General features: G+C 68.4%; 37 protein-coding genes and 2 tRNA genes. 16 read left to right on the top strand and 23 right to left on the bottom strand.

The window, feature by feature from the left end; genetic code table 11:
* The first annotated feature begins 4 nt into the window (after positions 1–4).
* Both ACX1D0_RS05745 and ACX1D0_RS05740 read left to right on the top strand, forming a co-directional pair.
* Entirely contained in the window at positions 5–433 is a 429-nt protein-coding gene (locus ACX1D0_RS05745) for a DUF485 domain-containing protein (RefSeq protein ID WP_459019920.1), read from the top strand.
* Positions 430–2,055 (top strand): monocarboxylic acid transporter, encoded by a 1,626-nt coding sequence (locus ACX1D0_RS05740; protein ID WP_459019919.1) that lies wholly within the window; start codon positions 430–432, stop codon positions 2,053–2,055. The genes ACX1D0_RS05745 and ACX1D0_RS05740 overlap by 4 nt, the downstream gene beginning before the upstream one ends.
* Here the strand turns inward: ACX1D0_RS05740 and ACX1D0_RS05735 are convergent.
* Complete coding sequence (locus ACX1D0_RS05735) at positions 1,961–2,860, bottom strand: sigma-70 family RNA polymerase sigma factor (protein ID WP_459019918.1); 900 nt, start codon at positions 2,858–2,860, stop codon at positions 1,961–1,963. The two genes, ACX1D0_RS05740 and ACX1D0_RS05735, sit on opposite strands and share 95 nt — an antisense overlap.
* Positions 2,861–2,966: 106 nt before the next feature.
* Here ACX1D0_RS05735 and ACX1D0_RS05730 point away from each other — a divergent pair, with 106 nt between their 5' ends.
* The 3 genes from ACX1D0_RS05730 to ACX1D0_RS05720 all read left to right on the top strand — a co-directional run bounded on the left by ACX1D0_RS05730 (position 2,967) and on the right by ACX1D0_RS05720 (position 4,039).
* Positions 2,967–3,458 carry a hypothetical protein gene (locus ACX1D0_RS05730; RefSeq protein WP_459019917.1) on the top strand — a complete coding sequence of 164 codons (492 nt, stop codon included), beginning with the start codon at positions 2,967–2,969 and terminating at the stop codon, positions 3,456–3,458.
* Between the two features lie 86 nt (positions 3,459–3,544).
* Positions 3,545–3,620: transfer RNA gene (locus ACX1D0_RS05725), tRNA-Asn, on the top strand.
* Between the two features lie 113 nt (positions 3,621–3,733).
* Entirely contained in the window at positions 3,734–4,039 is a 306-nt protein-coding gene (locus tag ACX1D0_RS05720) for a hypothetical protein (protein WP_459019916.1), read from the top strand.
* Positions 4,040–4,714: 675 nt separating this feature from the next.
* On the opposite strand, the gene ACX1D0_RS05715 is transcribed toward ACX1D0_RS05720, so the two are convergent.
* The 11 genes from ACX1D0_RS05715 to ACX1D0_RS05665 all read right to left on the bottom strand — a co-directional run bounded on the left by ACX1D0_RS05715 (position 4,715) and on the right by ACX1D0_RS05665 (position 9,599).
* The gene (locus tag ACX1D0_RS05715; protein ID WP_459019915.1) at positions 4,715–4,936 is read right to left on the bottom strand and encodes a hypothetical protein; all 222 of its coding nucleotides are present in this window, start codon (positions 4,934–4,936) and stop codon (positions 4,715–4,717) included.
* Between the two features lie 8 nt (positions 4,937–4,944).
* A complete protein-coding gene (locus ACX1D0_RS05710; RefSeq protein WP_459019914.1) occupies positions 4,945–5,283 on the bottom strand; it encodes a hypothetical protein in 339 nt (112 codons plus the stop codon).
* Positions 5,280–5,624, bottom strand: a complete 345-nt coding sequence (locus ACX1D0_RS05705) for a hypothetical protein (RefSeq protein ID WP_459019913.1) — start codon at positions 5,622–5,624, stop codon at positions 5,280–5,282. Before ACX1D0_RS05705 ends, ACX1D0_RS05710 begins: the two co-directional genes overlap by 4 nt.
* Before the next feature lie 98 nt (positions 5,625–5,722).
* On the bottom strand, positions 5,723–6,508 hold the full coding sequence (locus tag ACX1D0_RS05700; RefSeq protein WP_459019912.1) for a hypothetical protein: 786 nt from the start codon (positions 6,506–6,508) through the stop codon (positions 5,723–5,725).
* A 2-nt stretch (positions 6,509–6,510) separates the two neighbouring features.
* The gene (locus ACX1D0_RS05695; protein WP_459019911.1) at positions 6,511–6,762 is read right to left on the bottom strand and encodes a hypothetical protein; all 252 of its coding nucleotides are present in this window, start codon (positions 6,760–6,762) and stop codon (positions 6,511–6,513) included.
* Positions 6,763–6,833: 71 nt separating this feature from the next.
* On the bottom strand, positions 6,834–7,142 hold the full coding sequence (locus ACX1D0_RS05690) for a hypothetical protein (protein ID WP_459019910.1): 309 nt from the start codon (positions 7,140–7,142) through the stop codon (positions 6,834–6,836).
* The gene (locus ACX1D0_RS05685) at positions 7,139–7,291 is read right to left on the bottom strand and encodes a hypothetical protein (RefSeq protein WP_459019909.1); all 153 of its coding nucleotides are present in this window, start codon (positions 7,289–7,291) and stop codon (positions 7,139–7,141) included. Before ACX1D0_RS05685 ends, ACX1D0_RS05690 begins: the two co-directional genes overlap by 4 nt.
* On the bottom strand, positions 7,288–7,596 hold the full coding sequence (locus tag ACX1D0_RS05680) for a hypothetical protein (RefSeq protein WP_459019908.1): 309 nt from the start codon (positions 7,594–7,596) through the stop codon (positions 7,288–7,290). Before ACX1D0_RS05680 ends, ACX1D0_RS05685 begins: the two co-directional genes overlap by 4 nt.
* Entirely contained in the window at positions 7,593–7,775 is a 183-nt protein-coding gene (locus ACX1D0_RS05675) for a hypothetical protein (protein WP_459019907.1), read from the bottom strand. Before ACX1D0_RS05675 ends, ACX1D0_RS05680 begins: the two co-directional genes overlap by 4 nt.
* Positions 7,772–9,178, bottom strand: coding sequence for an AAA family ATPase (locus ACX1D0_RS05670; RefSeq protein ID WP_459019906.1), 1,407 nt, complete (start codon positions 9,176–9,178; stop codon positions 7,772–7,774). The genes ACX1D0_RS05675 and ACX1D0_RS05670 overlap by 4 nt, the downstream gene beginning before the upstream one ends.
* Positions 9,171–9,599 carry a hypothetical protein gene (locus ACX1D0_RS05665; protein WP_459019905.1) on the bottom strand — a complete coding sequence of 143 codons (429 nt, stop codon included), beginning with the start codon at positions 9,597–9,599 and terminating at the stop codon, positions 9,171–9,173. The genes ACX1D0_RS05670 and ACX1D0_RS05665 overlap by 8 nt, the downstream gene beginning before the upstream one ends.
* Between ACX1D0_RS05665 and ACX1D0_RS05660 the strand changes: the two genes are divergently transcribed.
* A complete protein-coding gene (locus ACX1D0_RS05660; protein WP_459019904.1) occupies positions 9,587–9,862 on the top strand; it encodes a hypothetical protein in 276 nt (91 codons plus the stop codon). The two genes, ACX1D0_RS05665 and ACX1D0_RS05660, sit on opposite strands and share 13 nt — an antisense overlap.
* Before the next feature lie 47 nt (positions 9,863–9,909).
* On the opposite strand, the gene ACX1D0_RS05655 is transcribed toward ACX1D0_RS05660, so the two are convergent.
* The 6 genes from ACX1D0_RS05655 to ACX1D0_RS05630 form a co-directional block, all read right to left on the bottom strand.
* Positions 9,910–10,128: a helix-turn-helix domain-containing protein gene (locus ACX1D0_RS05655; RefSeq protein WP_459019903.1), complete on the bottom strand. Its 219-nt coding sequence runs from the start codon at positions 10,126–10,128 to the stop codon at positions 9,910–9,912.
* Between the two features lie 124 nt (positions 10,129–10,252).
* Positions 10,253–10,624 carry a hypothetical protein gene (locus ACX1D0_RS05650; RefSeq protein ID WP_459019902.1) on the bottom strand — a complete coding sequence of 124 codons (372 nt, stop codon included), beginning with the start codon at positions 10,622–10,624 and terminating at the stop codon, positions 10,253–10,255.
* On the bottom strand, positions 10,624–11,805 hold the full coding sequence (locus tag ACX1D0_RS05645) for a tyrosine-type recombinase/integrase (RefSeq protein WP_459019901.1): 1,182 nt from the start codon (positions 11,803–11,805) through the stop codon (positions 10,624–10,626). Before ACX1D0_RS05645 ends, ACX1D0_RS05650 begins: the two co-directional genes overlap by 1 nt.
* A gap of 358 nt (positions 11,806–12,163) precedes the next feature.
* On the bottom strand, positions 12,164–12,778 hold the full coding sequence (locus tag ACX1D0_RS05640) for a GNAT family N-acetyltransferase (protein WP_459019900.1): 615 nt from the start codon (positions 12,776–12,778) through the stop codon (positions 12,164–12,166).
* A gap of 145 nt (positions 12,779–12,923) precedes the next feature.
* Positions 12,924–13,079 carry a hypothetical protein gene (locus ACX1D0_RS05635; protein WP_459019899.1) on the bottom strand — a complete coding sequence of 52 codons (156 nt, stop codon included), beginning with the start codon at positions 13,077–13,079 and terminating at the stop codon, positions 12,924–12,926.
* On the bottom strand, positions 13,058–13,297 hold the full coding sequence (locus ACX1D0_RS05630) for a hypothetical protein (RefSeq protein WP_459019898.1): 240 nt from the start codon (positions 13,295–13,297) through the stop codon (positions 13,058–13,060). The genes ACX1D0_RS05635 and ACX1D0_RS05630 overlap by 22 nt, the downstream gene beginning before the upstream one ends.
* A gap of 107 nt (positions 13,298–13,404) precedes the next feature.
* Between ACX1D0_RS05630 and ACX1D0_RS05625 the strand changes: the two genes are divergently transcribed.
* The 3 genes from ACX1D0_RS05625 (at position 13,405) to ACX1D0_RS05615 (ending at position 14,589) form a co-directional block, all read left to right on the top strand.
* Positions 13,405–13,650 carry a hypothetical protein gene (locus tag ACX1D0_RS05625; protein ID WP_459019897.1) on the top strand — a complete coding sequence of 82 codons (246 nt, stop codon included), beginning with the start codon at positions 13,405–13,407 and terminating at the stop codon, positions 13,648–13,650.
* A 31-nt stretch (positions 13,651–13,681) separates the two neighbouring features.
* Positions 13,682–14,269 carry a GNAT family N-acetyltransferase gene (locus tag ACX1D0_RS05620; protein ID WP_459019896.1) on the top strand — a complete coding sequence of 196 codons (588 nt, stop codon included), beginning with the start codon at positions 13,682–13,684 and terminating at the stop codon, positions 14,267–14,269.
* Between the two features lie 62 nt (positions 14,270–14,331).
* Positions 14,332–14,589 carry a hypothetical protein gene (locus ACX1D0_RS05615; RefSeq protein ID WP_459019895.1) on the top strand — a complete coding sequence of 86 codons (258 nt, stop codon included), beginning with the start codon at positions 14,332–14,334 and terminating at the stop codon, positions 14,587–14,589.
* Positions 14,590–14,610: 21 nt separating this feature from the next.
* Here the strand turns inward: ACX1D0_RS05615 and ACX1D0_RS05610 are convergent, their stop codons facing one another.
* A complete protein-coding gene (locus tag ACX1D0_RS05610; protein ID WP_459019894.1) occupies positions 14,611–16,005 on the bottom strand; it encodes an alpha,alpha-trehalose-phosphate synthase (UDP-forming) in 1,395 nt (464 codons plus the stop codon).
* Positions 16,006–16,073: 68 nt separating this feature from the next.
* On the opposite strand from ACX1D0_RS05610, the gene otsB reads away from it, so the two are divergent.
* Positions 16,074–16,901: a trehalose-phosphatase gene (otsB, locus tag ACX1D0_RS05605; protein WP_459019893.1), complete on the top strand. Its 828-nt coding sequence runs from the start codon at positions 16,074–16,076 to the stop codon at positions 16,899–16,901.
* A 10-nt stretch (positions 16,902–16,911) separates the two neighbouring features.
* Here the strand turns inward: otsB and ACX1D0_RS05600 are convergent.
* Together ACX1D0_RS05600 and ACX1D0_RS05595 are read right to left on the bottom strand one after the other, a co-directional pair.
* Positions 16,912–16,985, bottom strand: a tRNA-Ile gene (locus ACX1D0_RS05600).
* A gap of 39 nt (positions 16,986–17,024) precedes the next feature.
* Positions 17,025–17,891, bottom strand: coding sequence for a hypothetical protein (locus ACX1D0_RS05595; RefSeq protein ID WP_459019892.1), 867 nt, complete (start codon positions 17,889–17,891; stop codon positions 17,025–17,027).
* Positions 17,892–17,963: 72 nt separating this feature from the next.
* On the opposite strand from ACX1D0_RS05595, the gene ACX1D0_RS05590 reads away from it, so the two are divergent.
* The 5 genes from ACX1D0_RS05590 (at position 17,964) to ACX1D0_RS05570 (ending at position 22,760) form a co-directional block, all read left to right on the top strand.
* On the top strand, positions 17,964–19,082 hold the full coding sequence (locus tag ACX1D0_RS05590; protein ID WP_459019891.1) for an AAA family ATPase: 1,119 nt from the start codon (positions 17,964–17,966) through the stop codon (positions 19,080–19,082).
* 93 nt (positions 19,083–19,175) lie between these two features.
* Positions 19,176–20,165 (top strand): DUF58 domain-containing protein, encoded by a 990-nt coding sequence (locus ACX1D0_RS05585; protein ID WP_459020396.1) that lies wholly within the window; start codon positions 19,176–19,178, stop codon positions 20,163–20,165.
* Positions 20,165–21,124 carry a VWA domain-containing protein gene (locus ACX1D0_RS05580; protein ID WP_459019890.1) on the top strand — a complete coding sequence of 320 codons (960 nt, stop codon included), beginning with the start codon at positions 20,165–20,167 and terminating at the stop codon, positions 21,122–21,124. Before ACX1D0_RS05585 ends, ACX1D0_RS05580 begins: the two co-directional genes overlap by 1 nt.
* Positions 21,121–22,077, top strand: coding sequence for a VWA domain-containing protein (locus ACX1D0_RS05575; protein WP_459019889.1), 957 nt, complete (start codon positions 21,121–21,123; stop codon positions 22,075–22,077). The genes ACX1D0_RS05580 and ACX1D0_RS05575 overlap by 4 nt, the downstream gene beginning before the upstream one ends.
* Positions 22,074–22,760: a YggS family pyridoxal phosphate-dependent enzyme gene (locus tag ACX1D0_RS05570; protein ID WP_459019888.1), complete on the top strand. Its 687-nt coding sequence runs from the start codon at positions 22,074–22,076 to the stop codon at positions 22,758–22,760. The genes ACX1D0_RS05575 and ACX1D0_RS05570 overlap by 4 nt, the downstream gene beginning before the upstream one ends.
* On the opposite strand, the gene ACX1D0_RS05565 is transcribed toward ACX1D0_RS05570, so the two are convergent.
* Positions 22,757–24,589, bottom strand: coding sequence for an alpha/beta hydrolase family protein (locus ACX1D0_RS05565; protein WP_459019887.1), 1,833 nt, complete (start codon positions 24,587–24,589; stop codon positions 22,757–22,759). The genes ACX1D0_RS05570 and ACX1D0_RS05565 overlap by 4 nt on opposite strands.
* A gap of 138 nt (positions 24,590–24,727) precedes the next feature.
* On the opposite strand from ACX1D0_RS05565, the gene ACX1D0_RS05560 reads away from it, so the two are divergent.
* Positions 24,728–25,252, top strand: a complete 525-nt coding sequence (locus tag ACX1D0_RS05560) for a DUF3145 domain-containing protein (protein WP_459019886.1) — start codon at positions 24,728–24,730, stop codon at positions 25,250–25,252.
* A 21-nt stretch (positions 25,253–25,273) separates the two neighbouring features.
* Here ACX1D0_RS05560 and ACX1D0_RS05555 read toward each other — a convergent pair whose 3' ends face one another.
* Positions 25,274–26,530 carry a beta-ketoacyl-[acyl-carrier-protein] synthase family protein gene (locus ACX1D0_RS05555; RefSeq protein ID WP_459019885.1) on the bottom strand — a complete coding sequence of 419 codons (1,257 nt, stop codon included), beginning with the start codon at positions 26,528–26,530 and terminating at the stop codon, positions 25,274–25,276.
* Positions 26,531–26,549: the final 19 nt, after the last annotated feature.

Here is a 26,549-nt window from a genome sequence, read left to right as displayed (position 1 = left end):
TGTCATGTCCCGTGAGCCTAAAGTTTCTTCATGTCGAGACACTGTGGTCTCGCCGACCTTCAGGAGAAGCATGTCCCAAGGCCGTACCGTCGATCCGTTGAATCCAGTCGATTCCAGAGCTGTGTTCGTCGAGGTCTCCCAGACCGCCGATTACCGTGAGCTGCGTTCCAGCTTTCGCCGTTTCGCTTTTCCGATGACGATCGCCGGAGTCCTCTCATACTTCGTCTACGTCGTGCTGTCCATCTACGCGGTGAACTTCATGGCCTCCCCGTTCCTCGGGATGAGCGGCCTCAACACCGGGATCATGCTGGGGCTGTTCCAGTTCGCGGTGGTGTGGATCTGGACGGCTGTCTACGTCAACTACGCCAATCGGCGCCTCGACCCGCTGTCCGCCCGCATCAAGGAGCGCATCGTGAACGAGGGTGCGGCATGATCTCGCTGCTCGACACCTCCCAGTACGGCAACCCGCTCATCAACATCGCCGTGTTCGCCGTCTTCGTCGCGGCAACCCTGGCGGTGGTCATCACCGTGAGCCGGCAGAAGACCAAGGCCTCGGACTTCTACACCGGGGGTGCCAAGTTCTCCGGCAGGCAGAACGGCTTGGCGATCACCGGCGACTACCTCTCCGCAGCGGCGTTCCTCGGGGTCACCGGTGCCATCGCCCTGTACGGCTACGACGGCCTGCTGTACTCCGTCGGCTTCTTCGTGGCCCTGCTCATTGCGCTCTACCTCGTCGCCGAGCCCATGCGCAACACCGGCAAGTACACGATGGCCGACGTGCTCAGCTTCAGGATGAACCAGAAGCCGGTCCGGACGGCCGCGGCCACGTCGACGCTGGTGATCTCGTTGGTCTACCTGCTCGCTCAGATGGCAGGCGCAGGCGGCCTCGTGGCGCTCCTGCTCGGCGTGTCGGACCGCAACATGCAGAGCCTCGTCATCGCCCTGGTGGGCGTGCTCATGATCGTCTACGTGCTCATCGGTGGCATGAAGGGCACCACCTGGGTGCAGATGATCAAGGCGGTGCTGCTGGTCAGCGGCGCGGCGGTCATGACGTTCCTGGTGCTGATGGGTGACGGATTCAACCTCGACACGCTGGCCCTCGCAGCTCAGCAGGCCGCCCTCGATCCCGCGACAGGCACCGGCAAGGACCTGCTCGAGCCGATGGGGCGATACGGAGCCACGGACTGGACGAAACTGTCGTTCCTGTCGCTGTCACTGGCGCTCATCGCAGGACCCTCCGGTCTGCCGCACGTGCTCATGCGCTTCTACACCGTCCCGACGGCCAAGGAGGCACGTAAGTCCGCAGTGTGGGCGATCATCCTGGTGGGGGTGTTCTTCCTCTTCACCCTGGTGCTCGGCCTGGGTGCGGCCAAGCTCGTGGGTCAGCAGGAGATCCTGGCGGCTCCTGGTGGAGCCAACTCGGCGGCGCCGCTGCTGGCCCTCAACCTGGGTGGCGAGATCTTCATGGGCGTGATCTCGGGGGTGGCGTTCGCCACGATCCTGGCGGTCGTGGCGGGGCTCACCATCACCGCCTCCGCATCGTTTGCGCACGACGTGTACAACTCCATCCTCAAGGACGGGAAGGCCGATCCCGCGCAGGAGGTGCGCGTGGCACGCTACACGTCCGTGGTGGTCGGGGTGCTCGCCATCCTCGGCGGGATCGCGGCGAACGGGCAGAACATCGCGTTCCTGATTTCGCTGGCGTTCGCGGTCGCGGCCTCGGCCAACCTGCCGTCGATCCTCTACACGCTGTACTGGAAGAGGTTCAACACCCGCGGGTCTGTGTGGTCCATCTACACCGGCCTCATCTCCGCCACGCTGCTCATCATCTTCTCTCCGGCCATCTCCGGTTCGCCGTCGTCGATGTTCGGTGAGTCGGTGAACTTTGCGTGGTTCCCGCTGGACAACCCGGCCCTCGTGAGCGTGCCGCTGGCGTTCTTCGCGGGGTGGCTGGGGACGGTCACCTCGCCGCAGCGCGGGGACGAGGAGTTCGCGATCGAGATGGAGGTGCGGTCCATGACGGGGGCAGGGGCTGGCGAGGCGATCTCGCACTGATTCCCGCGGTCCGCTCGCTGTCCAACAGCGAGCGGGCCCGGGCCACCGCCTCACGCTCCCAACGGTGAACAGTGGAGGCCGAGGCGTTCATGGCCCGCGCCGTCTCGGCCAGTGTGAGCGCCTCTCCGTTGAGACCGAATCGATGCTCGAGGACACGACGGTGCCGCGGGGACAGCAGTTCGAGGAAGGCGAGCCCGGGGGAGTCCACCCGGGCGAAGCCGGCCTCGGCCGCCGGGTCCGCGCTGAGCACATCGTCGAGGCTGACAGTCCTGACCATCGCCCTGCTCACCGCCTGGGCGGAGACTCCGGCGGCTGCCGCGGCCTCGGCGATGCCGATGGTCTTGCCGGCGGCGCCCTGCCTGTCGCGTTCCTCCCCGGCGAGACGTGCGGCCCGGCGGTCCGCCCGCGTCGACGTGGGGCGACCCACCCGGTGGCGGGCGCCCTCGGTCAGTGCCCTGAAGACGAACTCGAAGACGAACGTGCTGAACCGTACCGCCCTGGTGTGGTCGTATCGTCGAATCGCCTCGGCCACGGCCACGCAGCCGTCCTGGAACAGGTCCTCGGGCGGGAGCCCGTGGGCGGCGGCGACGCGTCTGGCCTGCTGCATCGCGACCTTCAAACCCAAGGCCCAGAGCCGGTCCCGTGCGTCCATGCCTAAGGCCACCAATGATTCGAGCTCGGGATCCGGGCCGTTGCGCTGAACGAGAAATGAGGCGTACATCCCTGCCTCGACAGCTTTGGCGCACTCGAAGTCATCGCCGGGCTCGAACCAGACGTCGGGCAGTTGCAGAGCGTTGAAGTCCATGGCCTCAGCCTTACGTCCTGAGGGCTCGCGGTCGCGGTCTCTGAGGGCTGCTGTGGACAACTTCGAACGGACAACACTTCTTATCCACACGGAGCACAATGGAGCCATGGAACTGTTCAATCGGCTCGACCCTGCCATCCTTGAGGGGCTCGATGAGGCACTCGGCCACCGCGCTGACGTGCTGGCGCACGGCGTCGGCGAGGGGGTGGTGCTGGTCGGCACACGATCCGCCCTGGCGCGCCGCATCGGCGACACGTGGCGGATCTGGGGCTGGGAAGAGGTCGGCAGTGGGTCATGGCTGGGGGAATCCGGCACATTCCGTTGGCGGACCGTCGAGGGGGAGAGGTTCGAGGCGCAACTCACGGAGCCAGGCCGACTTCCGGAACTGTTCCAGGAACGGGTGCAGGCGTCCACCGTCGTGCAGAGCGTCGTGGACGGTAGCAGAGGCCAGGTGCAGATCGTCGGCCGAAGGAGCCTAGGGCACGATCCCAAGCTCCATTGGTATGCGGTTCCATCCGGAGGAGCGGACCTGGATGACCCCGCCACCCGCGCCGCGGTGGTCGCGGAGACGGACCGATTGGCGGCTGAGTACTTCTGACGGGAGCCCCTGGGCTGTGGGACGCTCGGATTCGCACGGCCCGGATTGATCTGCTAACGTTCTTTTTCGCGTGGATAGTCCACCAATCCCTGGTAGCTCAATTGGCAGAGCATTCGACTGTTAATCGAAGGGTTACTGGTTCGAGTCCAGTCCGGGGAGCCAGCACGAAAGCCGCTTTGACTAGGTGAAACACCAGTCAAGGCGGCTTCTTCGTTTCAGGGCGTGCGGTACACGTGCGATAGCGGAGGGCCGCGAACCTCAGGAGGTTTCGCGCAATGTCCCAACAAACCAACTCCCTCGGTAGCTCACCACTGGGCGCCGATCACCAGGACGAGGGCGGCAATCCGCTGTTCGTCGCCACACCGCGGCGGGCGGCCGGCGCGGCCCTCGTCGGCCTCGTGGGCGCTGAGCGTCTCGTCAGGATGGTTCTCGATGAGCTGGCAACCATGACGGGCCGGCGCTTCGATGAGTCGTCGCCGGTCGCTGAGCTGCTGAGCGCGGCACGGGCGGCTGAGGTCAACCTCTCCGAGCTCGTCGCGGCCGCTGAGGATCAGCTTGCCGCTGAGGCGGTGGCACGATGAGCGCCATCATCTACACAACGCCGGAGTCCGCGCCCGTGGGCACGCTGGCGCACCTGCAGAGCTGGCAGTCGGTCGTCTCCATGCTGGCGATTGAGCGGCGCGACGAGCTCGGTGCAGCCGCGGAGCAACTCCGCGGCGAACTGGTGTCGGCTGTGCGGACCGTGGCCCTCGACGACCAGAGCGCGTCGGCGACGGCATGGTTGGTTGGGTTCGGGCCTGATGGCCCAATATCCGTGGACATTGGGCCATGCCCGGCAGCGGTGTCTGCTGATCTGGCATCGAGGCTGAGGCGGGCCGGTGTGGGTCCCTGGGGCCTCAGTCAGGTGTCGGATTTCCGACAGGTGCCCGGACGTCCGACGCAACGGTGTCGTGGTGGACCCCAAGCACTGCGCCGATAGCCCGCGTGCTCATGCCTGCCACGGCCAGCCTGCCGACCAGCTCGCGGCGGATGGGCGCGGCGAGGTTCGCGGTCTGCTCGGCGCTGTGTGCCGTTCTGCGGGCCTCGGTGCCGTGGGGGTGCCCGGTGTGCGTCGAGGGGGCCGTGGGGCTGTCAGGCGGGCCAGCATGACGAAAGGGGCCGGTTCAAGGGCCCGTTAGTTGAGACCTCAGAGAGAGCGAGGCACAGTCCCGCATAGGTGGCCCGTGGCAGGGGTCACGGGGTGTGCCCCACCCCGGCTAGTACTCGTCGAGGTCGGGGTTCCACTCGATGTCTCCGGGTGTCTCGGTCCACTGCCAGGTGTCCACGTCGGGGTGCTCGGCGTGCCACTGGTCGAGTGCTGCGGCGTAGTTGTCCCACTGTTGGATGGGTCGAGCGCCGGGCCACTCACCGGTGCGGAAGCGGCGCAGCTTCTCGGGCACGGGGTTGTGGTCGTCGGCCTCGGCTCGTCGTCGTCTCATGGGTTCACCTAGATCAGGTCGGGGTCATAGGCGTGGCCGATGGCGGGCCAGGGCTCGGTCCACTGCTCGGTGAGCACTTCGCCGGTCTCCATGTCGATGCGCTCGACAGGCCTCAGGTGTCTCAACTTGATACACCTGAGGCCGGCGTCGTCTCCATCGCACCCGTGCCAGGGCTCGGTCCACTGCTCGGTGTCCACGTCGGGGTGGGCGTTGGCCCATGCGAGCAGCGCGGCGCGGTGGGCGTACCACTGGCGCAGCTCGGTGTCCCCGGGCCACTCTTCAGCACGGAAGCGGCGGAGGTTGAGCGGCATCGGGTTGGTGTCCTCGGCAGGGTGGCGGCGTCTCACGCGGCACCGCGCTGGTACACGCCACGCACGCCACGCGCGGGCGGTAGCTGGTCCTCGTCGAGGGCGGGGACGCTGAGGGTTGCGAGCAGGCGGGCCAGGGTCAGGCGCTGCTGTCTGACCTCGGCCACGGCAGGATGTAGGCGCATGCCCTGCGAGCTGGGCAGCATCAGCCCATCGGTTTCGATCTGATCGCGGAGTGTGGCGACAAGGTCACGGGTTCGGCACGCTTCTTCGAGGATGGCGGTTTCGTGCTCGGCGCCCTCGAAGTCGTCTGTGATGGAGCGCCAGAGTTTGCGGCCGGCGGGGCCTAGGCCGGCGGGTGCGGCGGGGGGTTTGTTCATCTCGGTCATTCCTTTACTGGAGGGGGGCAGGAGGGACAAGGGCGCGTGCCCTCGGCCCTCCTGTGGCGCTGGCGCTGGCCCCCTTCCTTGTGGGCGAGCTAGTAGTTCAGGGATCCTTGGGCAGCGAGGCGGGCCCGCAACGCGATGACGGATGCGACAGACGCCTCAGCGCGAAGGCGATTTGCTTCGTCGATGTCTGTCTGTGTCCGGCGCCATTCGGCCAGGTATGCCTCTTCGATCCGGAGTTGAGGCAGCGTGTCCAATTCGTTGACAAGTTCCTGTAATGCAGATGCCACGTTGGCCGGCAGTGGCGGGTTCGGCCGGTAGGACCCGAGCGGGCCGCCGTTGGCGACGATGGACCCGAGTATGCGGCGCAGGTGCCAGAGTGCGGCCCACTTTGAATAGGCGCCGCTGAGGGAGTCGAGCGCCGCCCGGATGCTGGCCGCGTGTGTCTCCATCTCGGCCTCGATATTGGGATAGACGTCGGGGGCTGCGGCGGTGAGCGCGTCGGCCAGCGTGGTACCGAAGGCGATGGATTCCCGCTTCGCCTCGAGTGCAAGCTCACGATGCGCGGCGGCCTGAGCGCGCAGCTCGGGTTCTGTGGATCGAACCTCAGACGCACTCGTGCCTGCCCTCAGTGCTGTCTTGATGGCTTCGCTGTACTCACGGGCGGCGGTGGTTGCTTCCTGGTCGAGCCGGTACGCGTCGGCCTCGTGTTGCTTGCGTGCCCCTTCGACGCGGGTCCAGGCGTCATACGTGGCGAGGAGGGAGCTGTGGCCGGTGAATAGACCCCGGGGCGGCAGTGCGGTGTTGGGGCTGACGCTGGGACGGGTGTGCCGCTGGGACGGGTGAAGGAATCGCATCTTCGGGCGGGGTGTGCTCATGGTCAGTTTCCGTTCTGGTAGGAGATGCGGCCCTCTAGGCGGGCGCGGTCAATGGCTTCGTACTGGCGGGCGGCATGCAGGGTTTGAATCGCGTGGCGGTCGAGGGTCCCCCCGGTGTCCACGAGGTCGCGGGCTGCGATTTCGTCAGGGGTGGCGACGCCCAGCAAGGCGTCGAACCTGCCCCTCTGGCGGGCTGCTTCGATTTGTTGCGGGGTCATCGTCGCTAGGTCAGCGTGTGTGAGTTGGTCGGACATGTGGGAGTTCTCCTTCGGGTTGAGGTTGAGCGGGTCGGGGGCAACGGCACCGGGGGGCAGGCGGTAGACGCTCACCGGCGGCGGGGGCGTCGGGCCAGGCGTGAGCACTCGGGGCACCCTCGGCCGCGGCCGTCGACGTACTTCTCTGGGTGCTCCCCGCACACATACCGGGGGAACATCGGCAAGGGCTCGGGCGGGGCCTCAGGCGGCCGCTGGGCCAGGGCCGGCGGCGACTCCACGCGGCTGGCGACGGCCGTCGCGGTGCCGATGGCGTGGCAGGTTGGGCACCGGCGCATCGGGTCACCCTGCTTGCCCATGAATCCCCGGACGGGCACGTCCTGCGGGCAGGTGTCGCGGTGGCGGAATCCGCTGGTAATCATCGGGCCACCCCCTCGGCGTCGAGGGCCATGGTCCTTCCGCAGCCCGGGCAGGCCGCCTCGGGTGTCTGCTTCCAGGACAGGCGCAGCACAGGCGCTGGGCGCTTGCAGGCGGGCGCGTGAGGGATCGCCGGGGCCGTGGTCGAGGTCATCGGTTCTTCTCCTTCGAGGTGGTGGTGGTGCGGGTTGAGGTCTTGGCCAGGGGTGTCCGGTCGACGGACCCCCATACGCCCGTGGTTTCGTAGGCGCCGGCCTCACGACAGGCGTCGTGGATCGGGCACGAGGGGCACCAGTCGGCCGCCACCATGGCGCGCACCTGCTCGTCGTCGGAGTAGGGCTCGTCACGGCCGGCGCACCGGGGCGGGGTCCGCTCGTCGAGGGCCTGACGCAGAGCAGAAGACAGGGCCAGATACGGCAGGGGGTTCCGGGGTGCGGTGGGGAACTTCACGGCGGTCATCGGGTCACCCCTGCCAGCCACGGGCAACCGTGGTCGTGGGCCACGGTCACGACATAGGTGCCGGTCTCCGTGTCACGGTAGATGGTGGCGTCCGCGTTGCAGTCGACGCACCCGCCCGGCACCGTGCGGCCCACGAGGGCATCTAGGGCATCATTCCGCCTGGCCTCGATGCGGCTCATAGCTCACCGCCGTAGAGGCATTCGAGACAGGGGTAGCCGGCGGCGTCGCGGTCAGGGCTGTTCGGCCCTCCGCATGAGTGACAAACGGCGGTTTCTGGGAGTGTGTCCCGAGTGTGTCCCAAGTGTGTCCGGGACACGGTTGAAGGGGGTGAAGTGTGTGTGTCCCGTGCCCCGGTATAGGGCAGGGACACAGGGACACACTCACTCACGGCACTTTCGGAGGGGTCGACGGGGCGAAGTGTGTCCCGGGCTTCATAGGCATCAGAGAGCGGGTCGTCAGCCTGCCGATAGGGGCTCAGGATCCGGTGGTAGTTGCCGCGACTCTCCCGGGCGATGGCAACATGGCGGGCGTCCTCCAGCTCGGTCAGGGCGGTCCGCTTGTGCTCCGCCTTGCCTCGCACGGCTTCATCGAGGGCCCGGAAGCTCAATGGCTGTTCGGCGGCCTCCAGCGCCTTGCTGAGCGCTTCCATCAGGGCGGTAGGGCGCCAGCGGGCAGGTGGTGAGTCCGGGTCGCCCTCGTGGCCCTTCCACGGCTCCATGGTGTACGTGGGCGTCGGTCCGGTGCTGTCGATGATGATCCGGGCAACCTCCTGGGTGCGGTCACCCGCGCGCATCGGTCCGGCGTGGCCGCGGATGAATCCGGGGCGGTCCTTGCCGACGCGGAGCACGACGACGCCGCGTAGGCCGCGGCCAAGTGGGCGCAGTACCTCCACGGTGTACGCGGCGCCGGTCAGCCCTGAGAGCTTGGCCTGTCCACCGATGGCGAACCGGCCTCGGCTCTCGCTGTCCTTCGTCACGTGATCCACCTGGGCGACGGCGGCGCCGGTCCTGTCGGCGATCCGGCGGGGTAGCTCACGTGCCCACGTCGTCACGTCGTCGTTGTCCTTCGTCGAGTAACCGAAGGTGCCGAGAGAGTCGGTCACTCCGTCGACAACGGCCAGCGCGAACCGGCCGCGGAGCACGTCGAGCCACGCGGCAAGCTCGCGCTCAGTCGTGTCCGGGCGGACCTCGGGGCGGAGGTAGACAAACCGTTCCCGGAGCGCTTCGGGGTCGGCCCCGAACTCGAGGAGTCGGGCCACCACTGAGGCGGCGTCGCTCTCGAAGTCGACGAACAGCACCCGCTCGCCGATGCCGATGAGCCGAACAGCTTCAAGTTGAAGGATGAGTGATTTCCCGCTCTCGCTCTCCCCGTGGAAGCTGTGAGTGAGGCCGGGGTAGATCAGGCACACTCCATCAGTGCGGGGCATCAGGGAGGGCTTCAGCGGCGCGTGTGTGCCGTCGAGGATCGGCCCCAGGTCCACGGGTGCCCATGTTGGCGGCAGCGTGTCCGCCGGCATGCCCGCGTCCTCGGCCCATGGGTCGAAGGGCTCAACGAGGTCGACGAGGTCGAGGTACTCACTCACCGGGGTTCACCCCCTGCTCGGCGAGCGCGTCGCTGACGACTCCGCCTAGCTCGAGGATGCCTATCTCGGGATACCGCCTCAGCAGCTCGGCCCGTTCTCGGCACGCGGCCGCGGCCTCGGCACGGTCGGGGATCTGCTCCAACAGCGTGTTGCCGATCATCGGGTGACCGGCTTCGATCTGCAGAGCGCGACGCTCCCAAACCGCGGGCATCTCCCCCAGTAGGGCATCCTCGATGAGTCGGCGGGCCATGCTCCCAAGCTGGGCGCTGAGCGCGGCAAGCCGGGCCTGAGCAACGGTGCCAGCGTCAGCCGGCGCCAGGCGAACGGCGCCGTTGTCGCGTAGACTGGGGGTGTCGCCAGCAAACGACTTGTTCAGCGCCTCGGTTCCTCCGCCGGGGCGCTGTTGCGTTGCGGTGGTCATCGGGCACCCCCTCGCGCCAACTCAGCGGCGACGCGATCTCCGACGGTGGCGTCAACGCGCACGGAACCGCGCCGGGCGTGCGCTACGCGGGTCAGGGCGGCCGGCTCGTGCGTGGCCTGCTTCCGGGCGTGGTGCGTGGCGATACGGGCGGCGGAGCGGGGCGAGATTCCCAGTGCCGCGGCGGCGTCGAGCTGCTCCGGGGTCAGGGCGTACTTCTCCCCGGCTTCTTCGGCTTCTGGGTTCCGGTTCCCTCGGGATTCTGACCGGTTCCCGTTCCGGTTGAGTGGCGCCCGGTCGGGCGCGTGACGGCTCACCTTGCGGCGCTCACGGTGGGGATGAGGCGGAAAGCGGCGTCAACCTCGGCGACATCCACGCGGATGATACGGTTGTTGAGCCGGTAGCCGGTGATCTTTCCGGACCGGATCAACCGGCGGATGGTGTCAACGCTGACATCCCAGCGTTCAGCGGCGGTTTCCTGGCGGATGAACCGCCTGGATTCGGGGGGTGTGGTGGTCTTTGTGCGGGGCACGGGGAGCCTCCTGGGGCATCACAAGTTCCCCCTGACCTCGGCCTGTCGCCAAGTTCGGGATAGCACTCGTGAGGCCAACGGCTCACAACCCGTTCATCTACTGGAACTAGCCAGCACAACTAGGTTACACCATGCGGACGTGGGCCACGTCCAAGCGCCCTTCCATCGGCGTGTCGCGCGTCTTCTCCGCGTATCTGCGGATGGTGTCGTCGCGTAGTGGCACCGCTCGGCCGAGGCAGCGAGGGCAGGGCGGGATGATGTACGTAGTCCCGCCGTCCGCGCGGGTGTGGCGCTCCACTGGCGCCCGCTGAGTCACCTTGTTTGGCCGACTCGACTTCGTGGCCCGCGCGGACTGCCTTACCGTGTCCATCGCGAGCTGGCGAAGCGGCGTGCTGTTGTCCCAGACGGCCACGTCGTCGAGGTCCGCAGGCGCCCAAGCGAAGGTCGCCAGCTCCACGGGTGCATGGCCCGCGGTGCAGACAACTTCGAGTTCCATCACCGGACACCCCCGGCCAGCTCGGAGAGCGCGACCGCGATGGCCTTGTCTCTGTCTCGTGCAGCGTGTTGGTACCGCATTGCGGCTTGCGGCGTGGAGTGCCCTAGTCGGGCCATCAGCTCGGCCAGCGTGGCGCCTGTCTGTGCGGCCAGGACGGCGCCGGTGTGGCGGAGGTCGTGCAGCCTGAGGTCAGGTCTCCCGGCGGCCTCGCGGGCCTTGCAGAACGCCGTAGCGCTCTCGTTGGTGATGTGGCCCTTGATGATGCGTCGGCGTCCTGGGCGGCCGTTGAGCGTCGACTGTGAGAGGTGTCCTCCCGAAGCCGCGGGGAACAGCAGACCGGCCGGGCCGGGCTGGGCGTGCTGGGCAAGGTGCTCTCTCACGAGGGGGAGCAGGTGCGGCGGGATGCTCACGTCCCGGATGCCGGCCTCGGACTTGGGAGTCGTGACGAGGCGCTGTTTGTCGACCAGCACCACGGCGCGCCGGATGCGGATACGCGATCCGCGGAGGTCGACGTCCTGGCGGCGAAGCTCGGTCACCTCCCCGAACCTCAGTGCGCACCAGGACATCAGCAGGATGGCGAGCCGGTACCGCTCGGGCATGTTCGCCACGATGGTGGCCAGCTCGTCGAGGCTGGCGGGCTCGGGCTTGTGTGTCGTGCGCGCCTTGGATGCGCCTTGGATGGTTGGCACCTTGACGCGGGGATCCCGCTTGGCGGCGCCGGCCAGGATGCCGCGCAGCAGCGCGTAAGCATGGGCGTTCATCACCGGCGTATCGGGCAGGTCGTCGAGCCACTCCCGGATCACGTCCTCGGAGAGCGTGCGCATGGGCAGGTCTCCGAGCTGGGGGAGGATGCGGGCATCGAGCAGGTTCCTGTAGTGCGCGGCCGTGCGGGGCTTGAGGGGCTCCCCGTCGCTACGGCGGTGCTTGGCGAGCCACTTGGGCGCGTAGTCGCGGAGGGTGTCACCGGCGGCATGCTTGGCCTTCTGGCGATCGGCTGGCGCCGTCCACTCATCGAGCTCAATGAGGCGTCGCTCTGCGTTGAGCCACTGTTCGGCGTCACCGCGGGTCGAGTAGGTCGCCGGGCCGTTGTGCCGTTCTTGGTCCGGGCCCGTGTAGGACGCGTGGAAACGCTTTGAGGGGAGCTTTCGGACGTATCCAAACCCCCGTCGCTTGACCGGCATGCGGCGCCCTTCTAGGTCATGTCGTGCGATCTACATGCGATAACAGAACCAAGAATAGCCTATGTTCTGCCCACTTGTGCCGCCGGACCTAACGCGTTACTGTTGGTCTCAACACGTAGTCAGAGCGACTCCGACAAGGGGTTTCCCAGATTGGTGGATTTCGGGCCGTTACTGGTTCGAGTCCAGTCCGGGGAGCCAATTCGAAGGCCGCTTTGACTAAGCGAAACACTGGTCGAGGCGGCTTTCTTCGTTGCGAGCTGGCAACTTCGGGAACCTAGATCACTCTCCGTCGAAGGCGGACAGAGCGAGCGCCTCCGCGTCGACGAGTGCGCGCTGAGCGGCTTCCTCCTGGTGGTGCTCAGGCAGGCTCGACGGCGCGGCGCATAACCGTGTTCTTCAGCCCTTTGGGCCGGACGAAGGCGAACCCCGCGCGCTCGTAGACCGCCCGGGTGCCGTTGTAGAGGAACGAGGACGACGTCTTCCTTTCTCCGGGCATGTGAGGGTAACCCTCGACCACACCGCCGCCTGCCTGCGCGATCAGGTCGAGTGCACCTTGGAGCGCGACGGTCACCAACCCGTGACGGCGGAAGCGCTTGTCGACGAAGATGCAGGTGATCCGGTAGTCCGGTTCGTCCTCGGCCTCGGCTCTCAGATCAGCCAGGTACTGCTTGCGGTGGTGGATGTTCGGGAGTTCCACGGGTGTGCCGTACTCGGCCCAGGCGATTGCCTCCTGGCCGTCGTCCCCGTCGCGGACGACGAGCGCGGCGTGCGCAACGCCCTTCGCGACCAGTTGCTGCTTCAGTGCGCGGTTGCGGTCGTAACTCTTGTTGCGTTCCTCGCAGTCGGGGTGGAACCAGACGCACCAGCATCCACTGAAGATGCCGTTGTGCCTCTCGACAAGGGCCGCGAACAGGTCCCAAGTCTCCACGGTAAGGGGCGCGATCGTCGTTGGCCCCGGATCCATCGTCGCCATGCAGGCGACGCTAGCCCACAACGAGCGGCACCGGTACCCATGCAGCGACGAGGCCGGCCTTCACAGGCAAGGACTTCTCGGCGATCACACTCTCCGCCGCACCCGTCGTCCGGAAGGTGCTGACCTTGCGCTGCGTGGGGCGCTGTCAGCTCGCATTGCCGAAGGCCTCGACCAGCCAGCCGCGGAGCTCATCGTCGATCTCATTGATGTCGTGGAGCTCCATGTGGTGGACCCACACATTTCTGGAGGGGTGGGCGACCTGCTTGATCCGGGGGGAGGTCACCTCATAGGGCAGGACCACGACAGCACTGCGGGCACGTCGCTCTTGACGTACTGTCCCGGACGCCAGAGGTAGACGAAGCCCTTGCGGCGCCAGAAGGCGATCTGGCTCTTAGTCACCCTGATGGACGCCTCACCGATGTCACGAACGGCCTCCTCCACGGCTGCGTACAGTTTGAGCCCATCGGGAAAGCCATGGAAGAACTCCTCGGGGGTGCGCTCGGCCTCGCCCGTTCCCATGGACCCCAACGTAGCGAACCCCACGCACGCAGGTGCCGCGCAGGCAGGAGTTGCGGACGCGACGAGGCGGGGAGACGCGAAGAGGGTCCATCTCCTAGGCTGTGGCCATGACCATCACCCGGGACGAGCTCATCAAGATCCTGGCTGAGGCGGACCCGGTAGGGCTCATCGCCGGCGGCGCTCCACAGGGTGAGTACGCGGCGGAGGCCGATGCGATCCTCGCGCTGCACGGCGTCCCGAAAGTGACTGAGATCACAGGCGTCTTTGCCGTGAGCTTCAGCGAGCCTGGAGCGTGCACCCGGGACACCGCGCGCTGGATTGCCGAAGAGATGACGCGCCGGGCAGGCGCCTGAAATGTCGCCACTCAGTGGTAGGCATGTGGCCATGAATTTCCTTGAGTCCACGACTCTCACCGGCCGCCTGATCACCTTGGAGCCGCTCACGGATGAGCACGTCGGAGGACTCCGTCAGGCGGTGGAGGACGGCCGCATCCACGACCTCTGGTACACCTCCGCCCCCGCACCCGACGCAGTGGCTGCAGACGTCGCAGCCAAGCGGCGGCAGGCGGAGCGCGGAGCGATGCTGCCGTTCGCGATCCGACGACAGGCTGACGGCCAGCTGATCGGAGTGACCACATTCTGTTCTCCGCTGCCCGCGGTGCCCGCGGTGGAGATCGGCTACACGTGGCAGGCTGCGTCCGCGCAGCGCACCGGCACGAACACCGAGGCGAAGTTGCTGATGCTGGCTCAGGCCTTCGACCAGTGGGGATGCCGTCGAGTGGCCTTCCGGGCGACCTGGTTCAACCACCAGTCTCGGCGGGCCATCGAACGACTCGGGGCGGTGTACGAGGGGCGACTCCGCAACGACCGGATCCTGCGTACGGGCGAGGTGACCGATACTGCCCAGTACTCGATCACCGACGGCGACTGGCCCGCCGTCCGTCGACACCTTCGTCACCTTCTCGACAGATGACCGGGAGGGACGGGCTGTCAGCGCATCGTGCATGGGCTTCAGAAGGTGCCTACGATGCGTGAATGGGTACCACTGCGGATTCGCTAAACAGATCACCGTTCGGCCGGTGGATCAACAGCCCGGCGGGCCGGATCTTCCGCACGACGGCAGGGACCGGCTTCATGGTGGCCGGCCTCATCGCCCGTCGTCGTGCCGCCGGCAAGGCCTCCCTGGCGTGGGGGGTGTTGCCGTTGACCGCGGGCCTCTTCGACGTGTGCTACATGAGCGCGGTGCTCGGCGGCCCCCTGCGCGGCCACGACTGCCGCGCCGTCCAGCGCTGACGGACTGCACAGGTCGGCCTCTCAGCCCAGGTCCGCCAGGTCCCCGAGGAAGGCGTTGGCCCAGTCGTCGATGGTGTGGGTCTCCACCTGCTTCTTGAGCGCACGCATGCGGCGCTGCCTCGATCGCACGGGGTCCGTCGCCGCCTGCATCAGGACCGCCTTCATGCCGTTGAGGTCATAGGGGTTGACGAGGTAGGCCTGCTTGAGCTCGAGCGCCGCGCCCGCAAACTCGCTGAGGACCAGCGCTCCGCTGGTGTTGGGATGACAGGCCACGTACTCCTTCGCCACGAGGTTCATGCCGTCGCGCAGCGGAGTGACCACCATCACGTCGGCGATGCGGTACATGGCGGCCATCGTCGCCCGGGGGAACCCGGAGTGCCGGTACACGATCGCGGGGCGCCCCACCCCACCCACCTCTGAGTTGATCCGGCCAACGAGCTGATCGATGTCGTCGCGCAGACGCTTGTATTCCTCGACGCGTTCGCGTGACGGGGTGGCCACCTGGACGAACACCACGTCCGCCGGGTCGAGCTTGCCCTCCTCGAACAGCTCTCCCATGGCGCGCACCCGCTGACGCAGGCCCTTGGTGTAGTCCAGCCGGTCAACCCCGAGGAACACCAGCTTGGGGTGACCGAGTTCGTCGAGCAGAGCCTCGGCCTCGGCGACGACCTCTGGCGAGCGTGCCAGGTCGGAGAATCCCTGTGTGTCGATGGAGATGGGGTAGGCCCGTGCCACGCTGAAGTGGCCCGCGTTGACCCGGACCCGGTCACGCTCGACCTTGTGGGTGGTGAGTCGACGTACCAGCCGCAGGAAATTGGCCGCGCCGCCGGGCACCTGGAAGCCGATGAGGTCTGCGCCCAACAGGCCCTCGAGGATCTCCTTGCGCCACGGGAGCTGCGAGTAGATCTCGCCGGGTGGAAACGGGATGTGCAGGAAGAATCCGATCTTCAGGTCCGGGCGCATGGCCCGCAGCAGCTGGGGGACGAGCTGCAGTTGATAGTCCTGGACCCACACGGTGGCGCCCTGCTCCGCAACCTCCGCCGCTGCCTGAGCGAACCGCTCGTTCACCGTCACGTAGGCGTCCCACCATTCGCGATGGAACTCCGGGAAGGCGATGGTGTCGTGGAACAGCGGCCAGAGCGTGGCGTTGGAGAAGCCCTCGTAGTACTCCTCATACTCCGTCGAGCTCAGCGGAACGGGGACGACTGAGTAGCCGTCGTGGTCGAAAGGTGCCACCGTCTCGTCCGCGGCGCCGTGCCAGCCGATCCAGGCCCCGCCCTTCTGCCGCATGACCGGCTCGAGCGCCGTGACCAGCCCACCTGGCGATGTGCGCCAATCCACCGTCCCGTCGGGCGCGGTGACCCGATCAACTGGGAGCCTGTTCGCGACGACGACAAAGCTGGCAAGGTGCGGCATTGGTTCCTCCTGGTTGTCACCCCACCCTACCGACTTGTCATGGCCCCACCGCGTGGCAGAGTGGGGCCATGACCTCCTGGCACGCGAAGACACAGGCAGCCCACGATTTCCTTGAGGCCGCCGCCGCCACACCCGGCAGCGTGCTGGTGGCGATGGACTTCGACGGCACCCTCGCCTCCATCGTGGACGACCCGGGCACCTCGTCGCTGCACCCGGACGCGGCCGCGTCGCTGGCAGACCTGGGACCCAAGGTGGGCCAGGTGGCGATCATCACCGGGCGCCCGGTGGCGACGGTACGCGATCTCGGGCAGCTGCAGCGCCGGGCGGGGCTGGACACTCTGATCGTGCTGGGGCAGTACGGCACCGAACGATGGGATGCCCGCACTGGCGTCGAGACTCCTTCGGAGAACCCGCAGAGCGTCGCGGTGGCGAAAGTGCAGATCGAGCGGGCGCTGGCGGATCTGGGGCTGCCCGGCGTGCACCTGGAGGACAAGGGCCGCGCGCTGGGTGTACATGTACGGCGTTGTCCTGACCCCACGGCCGCCTATGCCGCGCTCAAACCCCTCGTCGCCGAGATCGCGGAGGCGAACGCACTGGTGCTGGAGCCAGGCAAGCTCGTGTTGGAGCTGAGGGCCTCGTCTATGTCCAAGGGTGACGCGCTGCGCTCCCTCATCGAGGAGACGGGCGCCACGGTGGTCGCGATGTGCGGTGATGATCTGGGAGATCTCCCGGCGTTCGATCTCCTGCGGGACCTGCGGGCCGACGGACTCGTCACGTGCAACGTGGTCAGCGGATCACACGAGATGCCTGCGCTGACCGACGACGCGGATGTGGTGGCAAGCGGCCCGGCGGGTGTCGCCGCGTGGTTGGCGGCCGTGGCGCGCCACATCGGTTGATCCGTTTCAGTGGGGCGAGCGGGGCTCGAACCCGCGACCCGCGGATTATGAGTCCGCTGCACTAACCGGCTGTGCTATCGCCCCTGGGTCGCCCGCCAGCATATCCCCTGGCGAGGCAGGCGTTCAGAGCCGAGGGTTGGGGGACGGATCGCCCGGCCCGGACTGGTCTCCGCTGGGTTGGTTCATCGACGGGCTCTCGGTGTAGGGGCCGGGATCGTTGCCTGGGCTCGAACTGGGGCTGCCGCTGCTCTCACCCTCCGATGGCGAGGCGGACTGCGGGCTGCCCGACCCCGAGCCGCTGCCTTCGCCCATAGACGGGATGGGCTGCGGCGCGTTCACCGGCGGCTGGTTCTGGAACAGCAGGATGGCCAGGAGTAGAGCCAGCGCGGTGAGCAGAGCCATGAGCAGAAACGACACCAGCATGGTGATCCAGCCGGCCCGGTCGGTGCGTCCCGGCCAGGCGAGGGGCCACAGGCGGGTCGGACCGTGGCCCGTCTTGTCGAGCCAGTGCAACCGGTAGTCCGGACCCGCGGGCTCGCTCAGCGGGGGCGTGCGGGAGAGGTCGATCGCACGGAGGACCCGGTCGGCCTCGACGACGGCAGCCAGGGACCCGTCGAACGCGAGGGCCGCCCACGGGGCCAGGGGTGCGTGGTGGGCGAGTTGGGGGTCGTCGTCGTGCCGGTGGCGGACCGCCATGCGGCCCTCGTCCTGGCCCTCCCCGCCACGCGCCACCACGGTGTCGATGTGCATGGCGTTGATCTCGCCCGAGAAGCGGGCCCGCGCCGCGGCGTCCGCGGAGGCGCCCTCGGACAGGAGGATCAGCATCACGGCGTCGCCTCCCTCCTCGTGGGCGGCGAAGACGGTCCCGGCCGGGGTCGCGGTGAGCCGGGAATCGAGCCAGAAATCGCCCACGCGGGCCGGATCGCCGTCCCGCAACGGGTGATGACCGGCCATCGGTGCCGGTGCTGAGGGACTGTCCTGCGTGCTCATCGGTACCATCAAACCACGCTGAACAAGTACATCCCGGCGGGTCTGAGCGGCAGAGCGTCACCTTGGGTGGCAATGGAGGGGCGCTATCGTAGAGCGCGGGTCACCCGAGCCAGAAGGAGTCACTGCGTGAGCACAACGTCAGCGGAAGAAGCGCACCTGCCCCGCGACGTCGCAGAGGCGGCGCGGCTGCTGGGTCAGGCGATCGGCCAGGTACAGCGGGTGATCGTCGGCCAGGAGCACATGGTGCAGCAGCTGATGGTTGCCCTTCTGGCCAAGGGACACTGCCTCCTCGAGGGAGTGCCCGGCGTCGCCAAGACCTTGGCGGTGCGTTCGTTCGCGACGGTGGTGGGCGGCCAGTTCGCCCGCGTCCAGTTCACACCGGACCTGGTGCCCTCGGACATCGTGGGCACACGCATCTACTCCGCCAAGTCCGAGAACTTCGAGATCGAGCTCGGCCCCGTGTTCGTCAACTTCGTACTGGCCGACGAGATCAACCGAGCGCCCGCCAAGGTGCAGTCGGCGATGTTGGAGCTCATGGCGGAGAAACAGGTCTCGATCGGCGGGATAACCTATCCTGCTCCGAAGCCCTTCATCGTGATCGCGACACAGAACCCCATCGAATCGGAGGGTGTGTACCCGCTTCCCGAAGCGCAGCGGGACCGATTCCTGCTCAAGGTCGACGTGCCCTACCCCCGCGGCAACGAGGAGCTGGAGATCCTGCGCCGGATGAGCGTGTCACCCCCAGAGGCGGATCGCGTGCTGGAACCCACCGTCGTGCGCCATCTGCAGGACATGGCCTCCAACGTGTTCGTCCACAACCTGGTGGCGGAGTACATCGTCAGGCTGGTGCTCGCCTCGCGCACGCCGGCCGAGTTCGGCATGCCGGACCTGACTGCCGTCATCCAGATCGGCTGCTCGCCTCGCGCCACGCTCGGCCTCGTCGCCGCTGCGCGCGCGCTGGCGCTGATCAACGGCCGGGACTACGTGCTCCCCACGGACGTCCAGGCGGTGGCCAGAGACGTGATGGCGCACCGCATCGTCCTCGGCTTCGACGCGGTCGCAGACAACGTCAGCACCGCGGACGTGGTGGAGCGCATCCTGGCCATGGTGCCGGCTCCAACGCCTGTGTGGAGCGAGCAGCAGCGGCAGGCGGCGCACGGGCAGCACGCCCACCAGCCCGGCCGCAGCTGAGGCGGGCCCGTGGCCCAGCCAGGATTCTCCTACCCCGGCCCCCCACAGGGTCAGCCGCTCCCGCCGGACAGGACGGGGGCGGAGTGGTCCGTGCTGCGTCCGCCCTCGGGCCCGACGATCCCGCTGAGCAAGTTGGCCCCCGAGGCGGCCCTGCGCCGCCTCGAACTCACCGTCGTGCGCCGGCTGGAGGGCTTCCTCCATGGCGACCATCTGGGTCTGCTCCCGGGAGCCGGCTCGGACACCAACGACGCCCGCGTGTACCAGCCCGGGCAGGACGACGTGCGCAAGATGGACTGGGCCGTCACCGCGCGCACCACCGTCCCCCACGTCCGCGACACCATGGCGGACCGCGAGTTGGAGGTGTGGGCGCTGCTCGACGTCACGCCGTCGATGAACTGGGGCACAGAGGGCGTCACCAAGCGTGACCTCGGGATCGCGGCGATCGCCACCATCGGGTTCCTGAGCCAGCGGATGGGGGACCGGTTCGGTGGCATGATGATGCGCCCCGATCAGGTGAAGCGGCTGCCGGCCCGCTCAGGGCGGACCGCTCTGTACGGGCTTCTGCGGAAGATGCTGACCGAGCCGATCGTCCCAGATCACGCCCCCGGAGATCTGGAACTGGCAGACGGCATCGAACACATGACCCGCTCCCAACGGCGACGGGGCATGCGCGTGATCGTCTCGGATTTCCTCACCCCGGGGGACGCCGAGCTGGACCCGGCTGTCCCGCCCGCGTGGGAGAGGGCGGTGCGCCGCCTGGCGGTGCGCAACCAGGTGCTGTGCGTGGAAGTCATCGACCGCCATGAACTGGAGTTCCCGGATGTGGGCGAGATGCTGATCCACGACCCCGAGACCTCCTTCGCCCGATATGTGAACACTTCTGACGACGCCGCCCGGCGCAGGATGGACGCGGCCACGAGGGCACAGCGTGAGCGCGTGAAGGTGGCGCTACGGCGTGCAGGCGCCGGGCACATCCAGCTGCGCACCGACCGTGACTGGGTGGCCGACATCGCGCGCTTCGTTCTCAACTACCGGCGCGTGGCCGGGATGCTCCATCAGCCGCCGCAGGGGGTGAGCAAGTAGTGATCCCCGAGTTCCAGAATCCCGAAAGGCTCTGGACCCTGGCCCTGCTGCCGGTGCTGATCATCGTCTACCTCATCCTTCTCCGGCTCAAGGGCCGCGTGGCCCTCAGGTTCACCAATACGGGCGTCCTGGCGCGCGTTGTCGGGTCTCAACGTCGCTGGACACGGCACCTCGCCGTCGCCATGTCGCTGGCGTCGCTGGTGGCGCTCGGCCTGGCCTACGCCAACCCACTGGGCACCGAGCGTCAACCCCGTGAGCGCGCCACGGTCGTGATGGTGATCGACACCTCCCTATCCATGTCGGCAGACGACGTGCCGCCGGACCGGCTCACCGCCGCCAAGGAGGTGGCCACCGGATTCATCCAGGAGCTGCCGGATTCCTACAATGTGGCGGTCGTCGCGATGGACGCCACGCCGTCCATCGTCGTACCGCCCACCACCGACCGCGGAGTGACCGAGCGGGCCATCGACGCGCTGGAACTCGCCGACGGCACCGCCATCGGGGATTCGATCAGCACCGCGCTGCGCGCCGTCGACCAGGCGCCCCCCGGCAACGACGAGGACGAGCCCGCACCGGCCATGATCATCCTGCTCTCCGACGGCACCAACACCGAGGGCCCCGCGCCCGAGAGCGCCGCGGCTGCGGCCGACGAGCGCGGCATCCCGATCTTCACCATTGCCTACGGCACGCAGAATGGTTTCGTGGACGTCGACGGACAGCGCGAGAATGTGGCCCCGGACACCGACGCGCTGGAGGGCATAGCAGAGCTGACGGACGGGCGTGCCGTGGGCGCCGACGACGCTGACTCGCTCGCCGATGCCTACCGCGAGATCGGCTCGGTCGTGGGCTTCGAGGACGTCAAGAAGCCCATCACCGCCCAGTACGCCTTCTTGGCGCTCGGGTTCGCCGTGATCGCCGCACTGGGCGCTGTCATGATGGCGGCCAGGTGGCCGCGATGATCCCCCTGGCTCTCGAATTCCTGGTTCCGCAGCGGCTGTGGGCCCTGCTCGTCATCCCGATCATCGCGCTGCTGTACGTGGTTCTGTCCGGGCGCACGACGCACCGGCCGATGAGCAGCCGCCTGCGCCTCGTGGTGCCGAAGGACGCTGCGTGGAAGCGCCACGGCGCCGTCGTGCTGGCGCTGCTCAGCCTCGGCGCACTGATCATCGCCTGGGCGGTGCCGAAGGACTACGTCGACAAACCGCGGGACAGGGCCACCGTCGTGGTGGCTCTCGACGTGTCCTGGTCCATGGAGGCCGACGACATCGACCCCAACCGGCTCGCCGCCGCACAGGCCGGGGCCAAGGAGTTCGTCGCCTCGCTCCCGGAGCGGTTCAACGTGGCCCTGGTCACCTTCGCCGCGACACCCGACGTCGCTGTGCCCCCCACGATCGACCGGGGAGTGGTGGCCCGCGCCATCGACGCGGTGCAGCTTGCGCCCTCCACCGGGGTGGGGGAGGGGATCTATGCCAGCCTCGATGCGCTCAAGCTCGTTCCGCCTGACCCGGATGATCCGGAGGCGATCGCCCCTGCCGCCGTCGTGCTGCTGTCCGACGGGGCCACCAACATCGGCCGCTCGTCAGCGGGGGCGGCCGCGGCGGCCAAGGAGGCGGGAGTACCCGTCCACACCATCGCCTACGGGACGGACAACGGTTTCGTGGAGCAGGACGGCCAGCGCCAGCGTGTGGCGGTGGATCACTACGAGCTCTCCGAGATCGCCAGGCTCTCCGGGGGGAAGAAGTACGCCGCCGAGAGCAGCGGGCAGCTCCGCGAGGTGTACGAGGCCATCCGGCAGTCGGTGGGCACGGAGAGGGTCCCGGCGGAGGTGACGGACCGCTACGCCGGCCTGGCCATCATCTTCGCGGTGCTGGCCGCCCTCGGCGTCATCTCGCTGGGGGCGCGGTGGCCGTGACCATCGCTCAGCGCCTCGCCGCGGTGCGCGCGGACATCGACGACGCGTGCCGCGCCGTTCACAGGGACCCGTCGTCGGTGAGGCTGCTGCCGGTGTCCAAGTACCACGGCCCGGAGCAGATCCGGGAGGCCCGGGCAGTGGGCTACACGCTCTTCGGGGAGAACAAGGTGGCCGAGATGGCGGCCAAACATGACCTGCTTGCAGGCGAGGGCATCAGGTTCGCGGTGATCGGGCATGTCCAGACCAACAAGGCGAGGCTCGTCGCGGAGCTGGCGGACGAGCTGCACTCCCTGGACTCCGTGCGCCTGGCCGAGACGTTGCAGCGCAGGCTCGAGGTGGCCGGTCGCCGCCTTCCGGTCCTGGTGCAGGTCAACACCTCGGGGGAGTCGAACAAATCCGGCGTCGGCCCGGACGACGCGATCGCCTTCGCCAGGGCACTGTCCTCCTACGACGCCCTCGAGCCGCTCGGTCTGATGACGATGGCCCTCAACACCCCGAACAGTGCCGCCGTCGGCGCCTGCTTCCAACAGCTGGCCGAGGTCCAGGCACGGATCCGCGACGCCGTCGGCGGGGGATGGGGCGAGCTCAGCATGGGCATGTCGGGGGACTACCGCATCGCCATCGCCCACGGCGCCACCACGGTGCGGCTAGGCACCGCCGTGTTCGGGCCGCGCGAGTACTAGCTCAGGTTCTCGATCCTGAGCCGGGGTACGTCCGGGCTCTGCGCCATGCCGAAGACCTGCTCCAGGAAGGAAACCTGTGCCTCCAGCGCCTGACGCCGGGCCGTCATGGTGCGGAAGCCGTGGCCCTCGCCCTCGAAGGTGATGAGGGCCACCGGTTGCCCGGCCGAGCGCACAGCGCCGGCCATCTTTTCGGCCTGGCTGGGCGGCACCACCTTGTCGTCGAGTCCTTGCAGGATCAGCATCGGAGTGCGCAGCTGGTCCAGATGGTTGATGGGGGAGCGCTCTTCGTAGACCGCGCGACCCTCCGGCCATGGCGCGACGAGCCCGTCGAGATAGCGCGACTCCGCCTTGTGCGTGTCGGTGGCCAGGGTGGGCAGGTATCCGATGCCGTAACGGCTGATCCCGGCTGCGTAGATGTCGGTGGACACCAGCGACTTCAGTGTGGTGAATCCCCCGGCGCTGCCTCCTGTGATGGCCACGCGTGCCGGGTCGACGATGCCCTGCGCCGCCAGGGAACCCACGACGGCGGCAGCATCGGCCACGTCGAGCTCACCCCAGCGCCCCCGGAGGCGGTCGCGGTAGGCCCGCCCGAACCCCGTCGAGCCGGAATAGTTGACGTCGACTACCGCGAACCCACGCGAGACCCAGAACTGCACGGTCGCGTCGTAGGACGCGGTCGCCATCGAGGTGGGCCCGCCGTGCGTCATGACGATCAGCGGCGGCCGGTCCGCGTCGGGGAGGTACAGCCACGAGTGGACGGGGCCGGCTGGCCCGTCGGCCCAGTGCGCGATGGGGGTCACGGCGCCCTCCTCGCCGGACTCCGGGCCCGCGACATGACGGACGGACCCATCGGGCAGGATGCTCACCAGGGTGGCGGGGCGGTCCGGCCATTCGGACACCGCATGGATGACTCCGGCGTGGGCGGCCACGGACTCGATCGACGTCGTGCCTGGGTTGGGGTGCGCCACGCCGCCGTTGTCCGAGTCCCACAGGGCCAGGGCACCCCGTCCGTCGGTGAACTCCACCGAGGCGATGAGCCGGTCGTCGACGGCGGCGGCCACGGGGGGAGTCAGCACCCAGGTGGGCATGTCGCAGTCACGGTCGGTGTGCCACGTCCTGCCCCCCTGGACGTGCCAGTTCCAGTAACCCGAGTCGTCGGCAGTGAACGCGGGGACACCGTCGGTCAACCAGAGCGGCCGCTGGGCGGACACGCCCTGCCCGGCGGCGATGGCGTGTGCGTCCGCCGGGTCGGCCAGCGGTGCCGTCCAGACCTCGGCGGTGTCCCAGCTCATGTCCGGGTGGTTCCACTGGTACCACGCCAGCAGACCGGCGCGGAGCTGCAGGCCGGCGTAGAAGTCCGCGCCGGTGACCAGCACCGTCCCCCCGTCGATGTTGTCGGAGCCCAACCGCAGTGCCACGATCTCGGTGCGAGGTTCAGGCGTGGCCGAGTGGTCCTCGCGGACGGCCAGCAGCGCACCGTCTGCGACGCTGAGCAGGAGGCCGCCGTAGACGAACGGCGATCCCTCGGGTGTCAAGCAGACTCGTCGGTCCTCGTCGAGCAGCCATACGCGTCGGGTGCGGTCGTCGCAGTAGGCCAGCGCCCCGCCGTCGACGCTGTAGGCGCCACCGCCGTACTCCATCACCCGCGAGCGCACGGAGGCGTCGGGGGTGAGGTCGGTCACCTGGCCGTCCGACGAGCGGCGCACCGTCACGCGCCCATCCTCAGCGGCAATGGTGGCGAGCCAGAACACGCCCGCTTCCGAGGCCTGTACCTGGGAGACGGCGTCGGGGTACCGGAGGACCGCGTCGAGCGGCATGGGGTCACGCATGGCGATCTGTCTACCCTCTCCCGGGCCCCGGCACAACCGGCCGTTGCGCGTCGGGCGGAAGAGTGGGCACAATGGGCACACACCTGGTCGGGCCTGATCGCAGGGGAAGGCAATCCGGCCCAACCAGGAGGTACACCGATGACTGCTCGTTTCGAGACGATCAGCCACCCAGTGGCGCGGGGAATGTTGATCATTCACTCCGCGTCAGCCGCGCTGTGCCCGCACATCGAGTGGGCCGCCGGTGCGGTGTTGGGCTCCCGCGTCGATCTGGAGTGGACGGCCCAGGCCGCGGAGCCGGGTACCCACCGCGCTGAGCTGTCGTGGACCGGCCCCCCCGGCACGGGTGCGGGCTTGGCCAGCGCCCTGGGGCGGTTGAGCAGGCTGCGTTTCGAGGTGACCGAGGAGCCGGTGCCCGGCAGCGACGGTCAGCGTTACTGCTTCACTCCGACCCTGGGCGCGCTCAGCACCATCATGGGGGTGCACGGCGACACCCTCGTCCCCGAGGACCGGCTCAGGCACGCGGTGGCCACGGACGCACTCGGCGGGGAGCCGCTTCACAAGGCGCTGGAGCGACTCCTGGGCGTGCCGTGGGACGAGGAACTCGACGTGTTCAGGCACGCCTCCGAGGACGCGCCCGTGCGCTGGCTCCACCAGGTGGTGTGAGCGGGAGCACGGACGTGGAGGTCAGTCGGTCACGTTCTCGTTGGTGACCAGCACTGCCACATTGTGGCCGCCGAAGCCGAAACTGTTGTTGATGGCCGCCAGCGGACCTGAGGGCAGGGCCCGGTTGGACGTGGCCACGTCGATGCCGAGATCTGGCTCGATCCTGTCGACGTTGATGGTGCCGGGCACCATCCGGTGCTTCAGGGCGAGCACGGAGGCGACGGTCTCGAGGGCCCCGGCCCCGCCGAGCAGGTGCCCCGTCATGGACTTGGTGGAGGTCACCACGACGTGGTCCGCCTCCGAGCCCAGAGCGGTGCGGATGGACCCGGCCTCGGTGACGTCGCCCTGCGGGGTCGAGGTGCCGTGTGCGTTGAGGTGCACGATGTCGCGTGCGGACACTCCTGACTCCCGAAGAGCCTTGAGCATGGCCTGTGACTGGCCGTAGCCTTCCGGATCCGGCTGCACGAGGTCGTGGCTGTCTGCCGTGATCCCGGCGCCGGCGAGCGTGCCGTAGATCCGGGCCCCGCGGGCCCGGGCCGATTCCAGGGTCTCGATCACCATGAGCGCCGCGCCCTCGCCGAGGACGAAGCCGTCACGGTCCACGTCCCAGGGTCGCGAGGCGCGCTCCGGCTCGTCGTTGCGCCGCGACAGCGCCTGCATCTGGCCGAAGGCGCCGATGGGAAGGGGGTGGATCACGGCCTCGCCGCCACCCACGAGCACCACATCGGCACGGCCGAGGCGGATCATGTCGAGGCCCAGCGAGATCGCCTCGTTGGAGGAGGCGCACGCCGAGACGGGGGTGTGCACGCCGGCCCGGGCGTGGATCTTGAGGCCGAGGTTGGCGGCCGGGGCGTTGGCCATGAGCATCGGGATGGTGAACGGCGAGACGCGGCGGACGCCCTTCTCCTTCATCACGTCCCAGTTGGACAGCAGGGAGTGCAGTCCGCCGATGCCGGTGGCGCACACGACACCAAGGCGGTCCGGGTCGACGTCGTTGTCCTCCCCGAGTCCGAAGCCGGCGTCAGCCCACGCTGCGAGGCCGGCGACCTGCATGAGTTGGGTGGACCGGTCGAGCTTGCGTGCTTCGACGCGGTCGACGACGACGCTCGGGTCGACCGCCGCCTTGGCGGCGATCCGGGTGGGCAGTTCCCGGGCCCAGTCCTCCGTGAGCGCGACGACGCCGGAGCGTCCGGCGAGCATGGCCTCCCAGGTGGAGTCGACGTCGCCGCCGAGGGGGGTGGTGGCACCGAGGCCGGTGATCACGACGGTCGTGGACATGCAGGGACTCCTCGTCAGA

It is taken from the genome of Tessaracoccus pujii (assembly GCF_054483895.1).
This window is presented reverse-complemented; position numbering and strand designations above follow the sequence as displayed.